13 protein-coding genes are annotated in these 13157 nt (G+C 60.0%); 9 read left to right on the forward strand and 4 right to left on the reverse strand.

The features are described 5' to 3' along the window. The first annotated feature begins 146 nt into the window (after window positions 1-146). On the forward strand, window positions 147-2132 hold the full coding sequence (locus tag ACORLH_RS08435; protein WP_321832243.1) for a TonB-dependent receptor domain-containing protein: 1986 nt from the start codon (window positions 147-149) through the stop codon (window positions 2130-2132). Between the two features lie 111 nt (window positions 2133-2243). Here the strand turns inward: ACORLH_RS08435 and ssb are convergent, their stop codons facing one another. Further along, window positions 2244-2756 carry a single-stranded DNA-binding protein gene (gene ssb / locus ACORLH_RS08440; protein WP_321832244.1) on the reverse strand — a complete coding sequence of 171 codons (513 nt, stop codon included), beginning with the start codon at window positions 2754-2756 and terminating at the stop codon, window positions 2244-2246. Between the two features lie 293 nt (window positions 2757-3049). On the opposite strand from ssb, the gene ACORLH_RS08445 reads away from it, so the two are divergent. The 3 genes from ACORLH_RS08445 (at window position 3050) to ACORLH_RS08455 (ending at window position 5895) form a co-directional block, all read left to right on the forward strand. Further along, on the forward strand, window positions 3050-3691 hold the full coding sequence (locus ACORLH_RS08445; protein WP_420719812.1) for a lytic transglycosylase domain-containing protein: 642 nt from the start codon (window positions 3050-3052) through the stop codon (window positions 3689-3691). A 131-nt stretch (window positions 3692-3822) separates the two neighbouring features. Further along, a complete protein-coding gene (locus tag ACORLH_RS08450) occupies window positions 3823-4974 on the forward strand; it encodes a cytochrome-c peroxidase (protein ID WP_321832245.1) in 1152 nt (383 codons plus the stop codon). Window positions 4975-5079: 105 nt separating this feature from the next. Beyond that, entirely contained in the window at window positions 5080-5895 is an 816-nt protein-coding gene (locus ACORLH_RS08455) for a hypothetical protein (RefSeq protein ID WP_321832246.1), read from the forward strand. Between the two features lie 20 nt (window positions 5896-5915). Here the strand turns inward: ACORLH_RS08455 and ACORLH_RS08460 are convergent, their stop codons facing one another. Further along, window positions 5916-6761 (reverse strand): helix-turn-helix transcriptional regulator, encoded by an 846-nt coding sequence (locus ACORLH_RS08460; RefSeq protein ID WP_321832247.1) that lies wholly within the window; start codon window positions 6759-6761, stop codon window positions 5916-5918. 159 nt (window positions 6762-6920) lie between these two features. Continuing rightward, window positions 6921-7790 (reverse strand): tRNA (adenosine(37)-N6)-dimethylallyltransferase MiaA, encoded by an 870-nt coding sequence (gene miaA / locus ACORLH_RS08465; protein WP_321832248.1) that lies wholly within the window; start codon window positions 7788-7790, stop codon window positions 6921-6923. A gap of 175 nt (window positions 7791-7965) precedes the next feature. Between miaA and pyrH the strand changes: the two genes are divergently transcribed. Next, entirely contained in the window at window positions 7966-8718 is a 753-nt protein-coding gene (gene pyrH / locus ACORLH_RS08470) for a UMP kinase (RefSeq protein ID WP_058244331.1), read from the forward strand. An 88-nt stretch (window positions 8719-8806) separates the two neighbouring features. Here the strand turns inward: pyrH and ACORLH_RS08475 are convergent, their stop codons facing one another. Beyond that, a complete protein-coding gene (locus ACORLH_RS08475; RefSeq protein WP_321832249.1) occupies window positions 8807-9598 on the reverse strand; it encodes a formate/nitrite transporter family protein in 792 nt (263 codons plus the stop codon). 281 nt (window positions 9599-9879) lie between these two features. On the opposite strand from ACORLH_RS08475, the gene frr reads away from it, so the two are divergent. From frr to dxr, 4 genes are read left to right on the forward strand one after another with little or no spacing between them, the layout of a single operon-like run. Then, a complete protein-coding gene (gene frr / locus ACORLH_RS08480; RefSeq protein ID WP_321832250.1) occupies window positions 9880-10443 on the forward strand; it encodes a ribosome recycling factor in 564 nt (187 codons plus the stop codon). Window positions 10444-10457: 14 nt separating this feature from the next. Beyond that, entirely contained in the window at window positions 10458-11183 is a 726-nt protein-coding gene (gene uppS / locus ACORLH_RS08485; RefSeq protein WP_321832252.1) for a polyprenyl diphosphate synthase, read from the forward strand. Then, window positions 11180-11983 (forward strand): phosphatidate cytidylyltransferase, encoded by an 804-nt coding sequence (locus tag ACORLH_RS08490; protein ID WP_321832254.1) that lies wholly within the window; start codon window positions 11180-11182, stop codon window positions 11981-11983. The genes uppS and ACORLH_RS08490 overlap by 4 nt, the downstream gene beginning before the upstream one ends. Continuing rightward, on the forward strand, window positions 11980-13149 hold the full coding sequence (dxr, locus tag ACORLH_RS08495) for a 1-deoxy-D-xylulose-5-phosphate reductoisomerase (protein WP_321832255.1): 1170 nt from the start codon (window positions 11980-11982) through the stop codon (window positions 13147-13149). Before ACORLH_RS08490 ends, dxr begins: the two co-directional genes overlap by 4 nt. The last annotated feature ends 8 nt before the right edge of the window (window positions 13150-13157 follow it).

Below are 13157 nucleotides of genomic sequence, written 5' to 3' on the forward strand. Positions count from 1 at the left end.
TCGATAACATGCATTTGCATGTCAAGCCTCGGTTGTGGTTCCGATCCGAATCTGGTGTTGCAGGCGCAGGACGCCAAACCGGCCGCTCGCGACGACGGTTAGCCACCAATACCCCTAAAAACTCTCCCAACCTCTCGAGGTATCTCATGAACCGCTCTGTTCGTGGTGCGCTGCTTTGCGCCGCCCTCAGTTCTGTTGCGTCCGCCGTATGGGCCGAAGACGTTTTTGAACTGAACACTATCTATATTGGAACCTATGAGCTCGGCACCGAGCTGAATGACGTCGACGTCTCCGGTGAGGATCTGGCACGGACCAAACCCACCGATCTGCAGGACGTCTTTAAAGGCGAGCCGACCGTTGCCGTGGGCAGCTCGATCCCGACGTCGCAGAAGATCTACGTAAACGGTGTTGAGGAAACCAACCTCGTTGTGACCATCGATGGTTCGCGTCAGAACAACAAAGTGTTCCACCACGCTGCCACCAACATCATCGACCCGGCATTGCTGAAAGCGGTGAAGGTGAACCCCGGTGTGGCCACTGCAGATCAGGGCCCGGGCGCCATTGGTGGTGCGCTGGAATTCCAGACCAAAGATGTTGCTGACCTCTTGGCAGAGGGCGACGATTTTGGCGGCTTCACCGCGCTTGAGTTCAATTCGAACGGCAACACCATCACCACGGGCAACGCTGTTTATGGCCGCAAGGGTGCGATTGAATACCTTGGTTACTTGAAATTCGCCGATGGTGAAGAATTCGAAGATGGTTCGGGGACCGAAGTGGTCGGGTCCGGTGTGCATTTGTGGAGCGGTCTGGCCAAAGTGGCTTTTGACACCCCGGATGCTGGCCGTGTTGAGCTGTCGTATGAGCGGTTGATTGACGATAACCCGCGTCCTTTCCGTGCCAATATGGGCGGACTGTTGGCCGGGCGTCCGGTGCCGGCAACGCAGATCTATGACTTGGATCGCCAAAACATTGTACTGTCCTACAGCGATGACCGCAGCGGTGCCGCCTGGAACCCTGAGATCTTGCTGGCCTATAGCTCAACCAAGCTGACCACAGACAATGAAGGGGATTGGACAGACGGCAAAACCCAAAGCTTGAACGGTAAGATCCAAAATACCTTTGAGCTATCGATGGGGGACATCGTTGCCGGTCTCGACTTCTACAGCGATAAATCCAGCATGGAATATGCCGGTGCTGATGGGGCGTACCGCGCCGAGAAGGTGACCAATGTCGGCGCCTTTGCGCAGGCCTATATCGATGTGACGGACACCTTCCTGCTGTCGACCGGCCTGCGCGCCGATCATCAGAAATTCACCGGTGTTGACGGGGCTGAGTTCGAAAACTCAGGCGTTTCGGCCAATATCTCGGGTGAGTTGGAGGTCAGCAGCAACCTGACGTTGAGTGCCGGCTACTCCTCTGTCTGGGGTGGTTTGACCCTGTCAGAAAGCTTCCTGATGAACGCGGATTGGGAATACCCAGACAGCCCGGAAGAGGTAACCTCAGAAAACCTCTACCTCGCGGGTGAGCTGGCACTGGGGGATTGGACCCTGAACGCCAAGCTGTTCAAGACCGAGATTTCGGATGCACGTGCGCCGATGTGGGCCCCACCCAGTGGGTCGGCCATCCCGATGTCGGAAATGCCGTTCAACAACACCGATATGACCTCGGAAGGGTTTGAACTGGGTGTTGGCTATGACTGGGGTGTTGGTTTCATCAACGTAGGCTATGCCAATATTGACACCACGCTGAATGGCACCGCCGCGGACTCCTACACCGGCAACTACCTGACCGCCCCGCTGGGGGAAATGATCACCATCGAGGCCGGTCACACCTTCCAAAACCTGGGCCTGACCGTTGGCGCCGACGCACAGATCGGTCTGAAAGACACCGCCTACGTTGATGTCGCAGGTGCCGGTGCAGGCGCGCAGGAAATTCCCAGCTATGAGGTTGTGAATGTCTTTGCCGAATATAACCCCAGCCGGATGGAAAACCTGACGGTCCGCGCGGAAATCAACAACCTGTTTGATGAACACTACGCGGCCCGCGGCACCTATGGTCAGGAATTCGCTGTGGTGGTTCCGGTGTATGAACCGGGTCGCTCGGTCAAGGTGATGGCAACCCTGAACTTCTGATCACCCTGATGCCGCGGGGCCCTGTTTGAGGCCCCCGGCACACCTGATCCAAGAAACAGAAAAGGCCGCCTGTGACAGGCGGCCTTTGAACTTTGATAGGATCGCTGCGGATCAGAACGGGATTTCATCGTCCAGATCGCGCGAGGGGGTGCTTTGACCACCGCCTTGGTTGCCGCCGCCGTAGCCGCCGCCACCCTGGTCGTAGCCACCACCGTAGCCGCCCTGATCACCGCCGTAACCGCCGCCCTGGCCGCCACCTTGACCACCGCCATCACGGCCGTCCAGCATCACCAAGGTGCCGCCAAAGCCCTGCAGCACAACCTCGGTCGAGTAGCGGTCCTGACCGTTCTGGTCCTGCCACTTGCGGGTCTGCAGCTGGCCTTCGATATAAACTTTGGAGCCTTTGCGCAGATACTGCTCCGCCACCCGCACCAGACCTTCCTGGAAGATGGCTACCGAATGCCATTCGGTGCGCTCACGGCGTTCGCCGGTGTTGCGGTCTTTCCAGTTTTCCGAGGTGGCGATGCGCAGGTTGCACACTTTGCCGCCATTCTGAAAATTGCGCACTTCGGGGTCACGGCCCAGATTGCCCACCAGAATAACTTTGTTCACTGATCCGGCCATGATTGTCTCCCTCTGACTCGAATTTGGCTCATGGTTACACCATGCCCTGAAAGAAAGGTAAAGATTTCTTAAAACGCAATTTTCCGCCCAGCAGACTGTCGGGGTTTTCCCTTAAAAACAAGGGGTGAGCACCCGCACAGTGCAAGAGATTGCCGATATGGCGTGCTTCGGCTGGATTTATCCACAGCCTGCCGTATGATCGCTGCGATATTTGACGGGGCAGCCCTTGGCGGGTTGGCCTTGATGACCAAAGCAACGGGCGTGGAACGGGACGGGACATGCAGCGGGCAAAGATGACAAAAACACCATTGAAACAGGCGCACAATCGGCGTGGCCGGGGCGGAGCCCTGATGCGCGCCGGATTGGCGGGCGCGATGCTGCTGGCCGGTGCCGCAGGGCCAAGCCTGGCCGCGGATATGGTGGGATCCAAAAGCCGGGTCAAACTGTTTAAATCGCAGACCAACCTGCTGGACAGCCGTCACAAAAGCGAAAGCGCCAACCGGGTTTCCATCGCCGCGCCCAGCTTCCACACGCCGACCAAATGGGACGGTGAAGGGTTCAAATCGAAATACAAAGGCCCCTATCTGGACATGGCGCGCTCGGCGGCCAAACGCCACGGCATTCCGGAAAACATGTTCCTGAAGCTGGTGCAGCAGGAAAGCGCCTTTAATGCCAAAGCCGTTTCCCCCAAAGGTGCGCTGGGACTGGCCCAGCTGATGCCGGGAACCGCGGCAGTTTTGGGCGTGGATCCGCATGATCCTTACGAAAATCTGGACGGTGGCGCGCGCTATTTGGCTGAGCAATACCGCGCTTTTGGTTCGTGGCGGTTGGCCCTGGCAGCCTATAACGCAGGCCCCGAAGCGGTGAAAAAATACGGCGGGATCCCGCCCTATAAGGAAACCCAGAACTACGTGAAGGTCATTCTGGGCAGCTGATCCCGGATAGGGGCTGCGGTGCTGCGGCAATTTTCCAATGGAAATGCCCCAAGGGTTGATCTACGTCACAGTCAAAGTCGCCGTGCAGTCTTAGGGTGCAGTCTTAGACTGGGGGCGACTGGCGGGAAGGAATGACAATGGGTTTAGGCAGCACGAGGATCGGCGGCGCAATTGCAGCGGTTGTTCTGGCAACCGGTGGCGCCGCGGCTGAGATCACCAGCAAAGCGGCGCTTGGCGAAGCGCTTTATTTTGACACCAACCTGTCGCTCAACGGCACCCAATCCTGCGCCAGCTGCCATGATCCGGACTATGGCTTTGTGGATCCCCGCGAAACCGATGCGGGGCGTGCTGTCTCACTGGGGGATGACGGTGAAAGTCTTGGCGATCGCAACGCCCCCACGGCCAGCTATGCCCGGTTTTCACCCCGGTTCCATCAACGCGAAGATGGCGCTTATGTCGGTGGCCAGTTCTGGGACGGGCGCGCCGATGATTTGGCGGGGCAGGCGGGTGGCCCGCCGCTGAACCCCGGCGAAATGGCGATGCCTGACACGGCCGCCGTGCTGGAGCGTTTGCTGCAGGACCCCACCTATGTTGCGGCCTTCCCGGCGCTTTACGGTGACGATGTGCTGGAGGACGCCGATCGCGCCTATGCGGCGCTGGCTGACAGTATTGCAGCCTTTGAAAGCACCGATGTTTTTGCCCCGTTTGACAGCAAATATGACCGTTTCCTGCGCGGTGAGGTCGAGCTGACCCGGGATGAGGAGCTGGGGCGGCTGCTGTTCTTCTCGCAGCAGTTCACCAACTGCAACCAGTGCCATCAGCTGAAAACCAGCGCCATCGATCCGGGCGAAACCTTCAGCAATTACGAATACCACAATATCGGCACCCCAGTGAATGTTGCCGTGCGCGGGTTGAACGGGGTTGGCGCGGCTCACGTGGATCCGGGGCTTCTGGCCAATCCAGCTGTCACCGATGCGGCCCAGGCCGGTAAATTCAAAGTGCCGACCCTGCGCAATGTGGCTGTGACGGGGCCCTATATGCATAACGGCGTTTTTGCAGATCTGCGTACCGTTGTGCTGTTTTACAACAAGTATAACTCAAAATCCGCAAAGCGGCAGATCAACCCGGAAACCGGCCAGACCTGGGCCGCGCCTGAGGTGGCAGAGACCCTGTCGATGGATATCCTGACCGACGGTCCCGCGCTGGAAAACGAACGTATCGATGCATTGGTGGCCTTCATGAAGACCCTGACCGATCAACGCTACGAGCATTTGTTGGAGTAGGCGCCGCCGCCTTGGGGGTGGGGTGATAAATCTGCCTGACCTCCCTAATTCCGCCTTAATTGGCGATTAACCAAGCCGGGTGTGTTACCAGTTCCCGGAGCGTTTATGCTGTGTTTTCAGCCTCTTCCCCCTGAGATTTCCGATATTCGTCAGCACTTGCCACAGGCCCCGGCCGAGGCGCGGGCGCTGGTTGATATGATGCGGGGGCAAAGTGAAACGGTGATCTCTCAGGTGATTGCCGGTCTGGCCGGGCGACTGGATGGGCCGCATCTGGACCTCAGCCATTGGCTGGTGGCGCAACCGATGGAACTGGCCACCGCGATCCGACTGTTCTGGGCACTTTACCGGCCGGGTCATTACGTTGGGCTGGCGGCAGCGATCAATGATCGCGCTGCGGCGGGGCCGGACCGGCTGCATCTGCTGAAAACGTTGAGCGAAAAAATCGCCGCAGGGGCCTATCCCCGTGGTCCGCTGGGGATCAGTCCGCGGCAGTCAAAACTGCTGAAAATCCAACTTGTGCAACAGACGCAAGAGGCGCGGTTTCGCGGCTGGGACCAGCTGCGTGATGCGGGGTTTGACATTCCTGAGGCCTGTCTGATGCCGCTGACCGGGCGCATGTTATGCCCGATCGCTGCTGGCGAAGCGCTGCATGTCTGGCCGAAACAGCGCGACTGGCCGGCGGGGCAGCACGCGGCCTATGCTTGGGCGGCGGAGCATCTGACCGCGCTGGCGCGCGCGGGATCCGACCTGCCTGAGGCGCAGCCCGCCCTGCCACAAAGGCGCGGTTTTGCCGGACCGGCGCAGGCGTTTGTGGTCAGCGCGGGTTTGGTGGGCATGGCAGGTTTGGTGGCCGGCGAAGTGTTGCGCGATGCGCAGCAGGCCCTGCCGGTCACACAGGTGGCGTCCTTGCAGCTGCGCTGATGGCGTCACACGCGCGCGGTTCACGCAGGTTGCGGGCGTTTGGCTTTACGCACCGATTTGCGCAGGCTTGAGGGCGATTTGCCGGTGTGTTTCACGATGAACCGCGAAAAATAGGCCGCGCTGCCGAAATTCAGCGTCTCGGCGATTTGTTTCAGCGACATATCGGATCGCTCAATCAGGTCCCGCGCCGCATAGAGTTCCCGCGCTGTCAGGATGTCCGCCGCGGTCAGGCCCGAGGCCTCTTTGCAACTGCGGCTGAGATGCGGTGTGGTCACCCCCAGCATCTGGGCGTAATCCGCCACCCCCATCGCGCTGGCATAGTGACAGGTCACAAGCGAAGCATAGGCCTCGGCCAGGCGCAGCGCCCCTGAGGGGCGTGGCGGTTGATCCTGCGCGGCCAGAAAACGCCGCAAGGAGACTGACAGCAAGGCCCCATGCGCCCGTAAAGCGTCACCCGTGTGGGGCGCGGGGGAGGCGGCTTCGCGCTGGATCGCCTCCAATCGGTGGGTCAATTCGGTCTGCGCCTGCACATCCCGCAGCCGCAGCACCTGTGGCCGATGCGGCATCGACAGGGCCTCAGCCAGATCGGCCGGTAAGGTCAGCACAAGCGCCCCGGCGCCGCGCAGAAGATCGAGGGAAAACAACGTCTGAGGTGGGATTAACAGGGCAGTGTGGGCGCCGATGCCACGGCGCAGGCCCGAGACATGGGCAAGCCCTTGGCCCTTGGTGATCCAGATCAGCAGGTAATCGGGGCGATCATGCAGGGTGGTCAGGCGCCAGGGATCGCCGCGTTCAAACTGGGCCAGCGGGCGCAGCACTAAGCCGCCCGCGTCTGACTGATCCGCGTTCACCACCTCTGTTTGCACAGGCCCTCTCCTCATCGCCACCTTGGCAGGGCAGGGCGATAAGTAAAGGGTTTTGTCCTCCCGGAACCGCGCGGCAGGGCTTAGTGTGAGGGAATTTGAGTATTTGGGGAACGTTGAATGGGGTTGGTTTGGTTGTCCCGCGGTGCCACCACGCATGGGCTAAGGGCGATAGGCGTGCCAGTCTTTCATCTTGGATCTGAACCAGGTGCGCTGCCGTTTGGCAAATTGCCGGGTGGCGATGGTTGCGGCCTCGCGCGCCTGATCCAGTGACATCTGGCCTTGCAGATGGGCGATCAGCTCGGGCGCGCCGATGGCTTTGGCTGAGAGATGGCTGGGGTCCCAATCTGGCAGGTTGGCCTCGGCTTCGTCCAGCGCGCCCTGGTCCAGCATTAGATCAAACCGCTGTGCGATCCGGGTGTTGAGCCAGTCTTTGTCCACATCAAACAGCACCGGGAAGGCTTCGGCCAGCGGCAGCAGCGGCGGCGGCGTTTCGGCCTGCCAGGCCCTGATGCCTTTGCCGGTGCTGTGCAGAACCTCCCAGGCGCGTTGCACCCGCATCGGGTTCAGCGTGTCGATGGCGGCGCGGGTTTCCGCGTCCAGCTCAGCCAGCAGTGCTTCGCGCCCTTCCTCCAGCAGGCGCTGATCGGCCAGCGCGCGGACCTCGGGTGGGGTGGCGGGGATATTGGCGAGGCCTTGCGTGAGGGCGGTGAAATAAAGGCCGGTGCCGCCGACAATGATCGGGCGTTGGCCCGCCAGCAGCGGCGCAACCTCACGCAGCCAATGGCCGACGGAGTATTCAGCGTCACCCGCAATATGGCCGTAAAGCAGATGCTGCGCCTGCGCTTCATCCTCAGGGGAGGGGCGCGCGGTCAGGACCCGCCAGTTGGCAAAGACCTGAATTGCATCAGCATTGAGGATCACGCCGCCCTGACGCGTTGCAATCTCCAGCGCCAGTGCGGATTTGCCCGATGCGGTGGGGCCTGCGATCAAAACAGGTTGCTCAGGCGATATTTGTGAAATCAGGTCCATAAATTAGCCCTTAACCGCTAAGTGACCCGGAAGGAAGGCTAGGCAGATGGATAAAACCCTGCAATTCTGGCCGCATATCACGCAAATGCCAAAGCGGCCTGATATTGCATTGAACCCGGCCCGGTTTTCCGACATTTTGCGCGAAATTTTGAGTCCTAGCCAGATGGAGCCCTTCATGGCCGCCGACACCTCCTCTCCCGTCACCATCGAAAAAGACACCAAGTTCAATCGCGTCATGCTGAAAATCAGCGGTGAGGCCTTGATGGGTGATCAAGGGATGGGGCTGCATCCGCCGACCGTTGAGCGGATCGCGCGGGAAGTGAAGACCGTGCATGATCTGGGTGTTGAGATCTGTATGGTCATCGGCGGCGGCAACATCTTCCGCGGCCTGTCCGGCGCTGCGCAGGGGATGGAGCGAACCACCGCGGATTACATGGGCATGCTGGCCACCGTGATGAACGCACTGGCGATGCAAAGCGCGCTGGAAAGCATCGGGGTCTTCACCCGTGTAATCTCGGCCATCCGGATGGATGAGGTGTGTGAGCCTTATATTCGCCGTCGCGCCGTGCGCCACCTGGAGAAAAAGCGGGTCTGCATTTTTGCGGCCGGCACCGGCAACCCCTATTTCACCACTGACACCGCCGCGACGCTGCGGGCCAATGAAATGGCCTGTGAGGCGATCTTCATGGGCAAAAACGGTGTCGATGGGATCTATGACAAAGACCCGGCCACCAATGCCGACGCGGTGCGTTATGAAGACATCACCTATGATGAGGTTCTGGCCAAGCACCTGAAGGTCATGGATGCCTCAGCTATTGCGCTGGCGCGTGACAACAACCTGCCGCTGATTGTCTTCCCGCTGGATGAACCGGGCGGGTTCAAGGGCATTCTGGCCGGCAAAGGCACCTATACAACTGTGCACAGCTAAAGCTGCAGACCGGTTTTGGATTTCGGGCGGCGCGGGACATCCTGCGCCGCCCTTTTTTTGGGGGAGCTCGGCTACGTGCGCGCGCCGTCTATTCCACCAGAACGGGACCGTAGGCCATGCGGTAGGCCAGTGCCACACCGCCTGCGCCGCCGACAACATTGCCCAAAACCACAGGGACCAGATTGCCGATCAGCGCCCCCGTTGTGACATCTGCCCCCGCGGCCATACCGGCCGGGATCAGGTAGAGGTTGGCAATGGAATGTTCCAACCCGATGGCAACAAAGGCCGAAACCGGCCAGACGATCGACAGGATCATCCCAATGGCGGTGCGGGCCGACACCGCCAGCCATACCGCAAGACAGACCAGCGCGTTGCACAGGACACCACGGCAGAAGGCTTCGGCAAAACCGAGGGTGCTTTTGGCCTCGGCAATGGCGACAGCGCGGCTGGCCATACTGCTCTCCAGCAGGCCAGAGCCATAGACCAAAGCCAAGGTCACGGCGCAGCCGATCAGATTGCCGATGAACACGATGATCCAGTTGCGGATCAACGCCGCCCGGCTGATTTTGCGATCCACATAGGCCATGACAATCATGGTGTTGCCGGTGAACAGCTCCGCGCCGCCCACCACCACCAGGATGAGGCCAAGGGAAAAGGATATGCCACCGATCAGTTTCAGCGCGCCGTTCAACTCGCCAAAACCTGCGGTGGTCTGGGTGTAAAACAGCGCGCCAAATGAAATAAACGCGCCGCCTAACATAGACAGGGTGATCAGCTGAAGCAGCGGCATATTGGCTTTGGCGATTCCCGCCTGGCGGATTAGTCGTGCAATTTCAGCGGGTTTGTGGGCATCCAGCCCGGTTGGGGTGACATCCGTCATCGCTGCATCTCCAGAAACGGGTCTTTATGCGCAAAGACCTACTAAAATACTTAGGTACTTGCGACCCCCATAAGCGACCCGTTGTGCAGGGGAAAACGACATACGGACCAATGCGAAGCGATTTACTGCGATCCGGCGATTGCGGCATTCCAGCAAGCATGCGCCGGATAACACCTCTATCTGAGGTTCACCCTTCACCCCAATGGCGTGGTGCTATACAACTGCCTACCAATAGCCTATGAGCTTAGAACTGACGCAGACAACTGACGGAACCCGTAGAAATGTCCGATGATTTCATGATCGATACCGACGATCTTGAGCGCCGCATGGAAGGCGCGATGTCCAACCTCAAGACCGAATTCGCCTCGCTGCGCACCGGACGTGCCTCGGCCTCGATGCTGGAGCCGGTGATGGTCGAAGCTTACGGTCAGAAAACCCCGATCAACCAGGTGGGCACCGTAAACGTTCCTGAGCCGCGCATGGTCACCGTGAACGTCTGGGATAAATCCATGGTGGGCGCTGTTGAAAAGGCGATCCGTAACTCGGGTCTGGGCATCAACCCCCAGCTGAATGGCACCATCATCATGCTGCCGATCCCTGAGCTGAACGAAGAACGCCGCCGCGAGCTGGGCCGGGTGGCCGCGCAATACGCTGAAAGTGCCCGTGTCTCGGTGCGCAACGTGCGTCGCGACGGTATGGACCAGATCAAAAAAGCCAAGAACGATGGCATGTCCGAGGACGACCAGAAACTCTGGGAGACCGAAGTGCAGGACCTAACCAACAAGTTTATCGCCAACGTCGATAAGGCGCTTGAGACCAAGCAAGCCGAAATCATGCAGGTCTGAGCGGACCAGTACGGATGCCAAAGGATCCAGACACTCCGACCGGTCCACGTCATGTTGCCATCATTATGGATGGCAACGGACGCTGGGCGCAGGCACGGGGACGGCCGCGGCTGTTCGGGCATCACGCCGGTGCCCGCCGCGTGCGCGAAATTGTTGAGGCCTGTCCGGACCTTGGCGTGAAATATGTAACGATCTTTGCTTTTTCTACCGAAAACTGGAAACGCACACAGGTCGAAGTGGCGGGGCTGATGAGCCTGTTCCGCCGCTACATCAAGAAAGAAGCCAAAGCGCTGCACGACGAAGGTGTGCGGGTGCGTTTCATTGGCGATCGGCTGCGGCTGGACGGCAAGCTGGTGGCCCTGATGGATGAGCTGGAAGAGTACACCGCCGGCAATGACCGGGTGCATCTGACCATCGCGCTGAACTACGGCGGCCGGGATGAAGTGGCGCGCGCCACCAAACGTCTGGCACAGGATGTCGCCTCGGGCCGTCTGGATCCCGAAAGCGTGGATGAAGAAACCCTGCCGAAATACCTTGACACCTGTGTGTTGCCTGATCCCGATCTGGTGATCCGCACCAGCGGTGAGGCGCGGATTTCAAACTTCCTTCTGTGGCAGTCCGCCTATGCCGAATATGAGTTCATCGATACGCTCTGGCCGGATTTCACCGATGAGATTTTTGCAGGTCTGGTGCGCAACTACGGCAGCCGGGAACGGCGTTTTGGTGCTGTGAAAACATGAGCGTGAAATCAAACTGGAATGATCTGGGGCCGCGCGTGATGTCGGCGGTGGTGATGCTTTTGGTGGGGGGCACAGCGATCTGGCTGGGCGGCCTGCCGTTTCACCTGCTGGTGTCGGTTGTGACGGGCCTGATGGTCTGGGAACTGGTGCGCATCCTTGGCCCGAAAGAGCAGGGGGCACCGATGTGGCTGGGCCTGCTGGCAGCGGTCGTGATGTTTGCAACCGTCTTCTTGCCGCCCTTTGCGCGTTTGCCGGTGCTGCTGGCGCCTGTTCTGGCAGGGATGTCTTCGATCTCAACCGGGACGAAAGGCAGCCGCGCGATCTGGTGCGCCTATGCGGCGGTGATTGTCCTGGCCTGCTACAGCGCGCTGTCGCTGCGCGGGGGGCACGGGCTGTTCTGGCTGGCCTGGCTGGCCGCCGTGGTGATCATGAGCGATGTGGCTGGCTATTTTGCCGGTCGGTCGCTGGGCGGTCCCAAGTTTTGGCCCAAGGTCAGCCCCAAGAAAACCTGGTCAGGCACCATTGCCGGCTGGATTGGTGCCGCATTGGTTGGGGTTTGGTTCATGCTGAACAGCCCTGCCGGGCCCAGCCTGATTGCCCTGTCTGTTCTGACTGCCTTTGCCGCGCAGATGGGCGATATTGCCGAAAGCGCGATCAAACGTAGATATGGCATCAAGGACAGTTCGAACCTGATCCCCGGCCATGGTGGGTTCCTTGACCGGTTTGACGGGTTTCTCGGCGCGCTCCTGCTGGTGCTGATCGCAGGCCAGGTGCTGGGTTTCTTGCCGGAGGTGAGATGAGACGGGTTTCCATTTTCGGGGCCACTGGATCGATTGGGCAGAACACCATCGATTTGATTGCCCGCGATCCCGCGAATTATGACGTGGTTGCGCTCAGCGGTGGGCGCAACATCGTGCAGCTGGCCCGTGACGCGCAGGATCTGCGCGCTGAGGTGGCTGTGACCGCTTTCCCCGAACTGCTGCCCGATCTGCGTGAGGCGCTGGATGGATCCGGCATTGAAGCCGCGGCGGGCAAGACCGCGCTGCTGGAAGCCGCTGCGCGGCCTGCCGATTGGGTCATGTCGTCGATTGTTGGCGCTGCCGGGCTGGCCCCCGGTCTGATCGCGTTGGAGCAGGGGGCAACCCTGGCGCTGGCCAATAAGGAATCCCTTGTCGCTGCTGGTCCGCTGTTGATGGAGACCGCGCGCAAACACAACGCCCGGGTGCTGCCGGTCGACAGTGAGCATTCCGCGATTTTCCAAGGCCTGGTGGGCGAAGACATCAACGCCGTGGAACGCATCATCATCACCGCATCCGGCGGCGCGTTCCGTGATTGGCCGATGGAAAAGCTGGCAACCGCAACCCTGGCCGAGGCGTCTTCGCATCCCAATTGGAACATGGGGCAGCGGATCACGATTGACAGCGCCTCGATGTTCAATAAGGCGCTGGAAGTGATTGAGGTCAAAGAGTTCTTTGGCGTCCGTCCTGATCAGATTGAGGTGCTGGTACACCCCGAATCCATGGTGCATGCGCTGGTTGGGTTCAATGATGGGGCACTGATGGCCCATGTGGGGGCGCCGGATATGCGTCACGCAATCGGCTACGCGCTGCATTGGCCTGAACGGCGTGAATTGCCGGTGGCCCGTCTGGATCTGGCGCAGATTGGTCAGCTGACCTTCCGCGACCCAGATCTGCAACGCTACCCGGCGCTGCGCCTGGCTTATGAGGTGATGGAAAAGGGCGGCCTCTTTGGGGCGGCCTTCAACGCGGCCAAAGAGCGGGCACTGGATCACTTCATTGCAGGTAAATTGGGCTTTCTGGACATGGCACGAATCGTGGAAGGTGTTTTGGACAGGCTTTCGGCACGGACATGTGATATGGCACAGGCCGTTACACTTGCTAATGTCGCCGAAATCGACCAACTGGCACGACAAGAGGCCGATGCGCTGCTGGCGCAAGGTGTATAAACAAGAGG

The sequence above is a fragment of the Thalassovita sp. genome (assembly GCF_963691685.1).
GTDB lineage: Bacteria > Pseudomonadota > Alphaproteobacteria > Rhodobacterales > Rhodobacteraceae > Thalassobius.

What these genes read in the sequence shown, in the direction of transcription:
- dxr (WP_321832255.1), top strand. Translation starts at nt 11,980, where the DNA reads ATGAGACGGGTTTCCATTTTCGGGGCCACTGGATCGATTGGGCAGAAC.
- ACORLH_RS08445 (WP_420719812.1), top strand. Translation starts at nt 3,050, where the DNA reads ATGACAAAAACACCATTGAAACAGGCGCACAATCGGCGTGGCCGGGGC.
- frr (WP_321832250.1), top strand. Translation starts at nt 9,880, where the DNA reads ATGTCCGATGATTTCATGATCGATACCGACGATCTTGAGCGCCGCATG.
- uppS (WP_321832252.1), top strand. Translation starts at nt 10,458, where the DNA reads ATGCCAAAGGATCCAGACACTCCGACCGGTCCACGTCATGTTGCCATC.
- ssb (WP_321832244.1), bottom strand. Translation starts at nt 2,756, where the DNA reads ATGGCCGGATCAGTGAACAAAGTTATTCTGGTGGGCAATCTGGGCCGT.
- ACORLH_RS08450 (WP_321832245.1), top strand. Translation starts at nt 3,823, where the DNA reads ATGACAATGGGTTTAGGCAGCACGAGGATCGGCGGCGCAATTGCAGCG.
- ACORLH_RS08475 (WP_321832249.1), bottom strand. Translation starts at nt 9,598, where the DNA reads ATGACGGATGTCACCCCAACCGGGCTGGATGCCCACAAACCCGCTGAA.
- miaA (WP_321832248.1), bottom strand. Translation starts at nt 7,790, where the DNA reads ATGGACCTGATTTCACAAATATCGCCTGAGCAACCTGTTTTGATCGCA.
- ACORLH_RS08490 (WP_321832254.1), top strand. Translation starts at nt 11,180, where the DNA reads ATGAGCGTGAAATCAAACTGGAATGATCTGGGGCCGCGCGTGATGTCG.
- ACORLH_RS08455 (WP_321832246.1), top strand. Translation starts at nt 5,080, where the DNA reads ATGCTGTGTTTTCAGCCTCTTCCCCCTGAGATTTCCGATATTCGTCAG.
- pyrH (WP_058244331.1), top strand. Translation starts at nt 7,966, where the DNA reads ATGGCCGCCGACACCTCCTCTCCCGTCACCATCGAAAAAGACACCAAG.
- ACORLH_RS08435 (WP_321832243.1), top strand. Translation starts at nt 147, where the DNA reads ATGAACCGCTCTGTTCGTGGTGCGCTGCTTTGCGCCGCCCTCAGTTCT.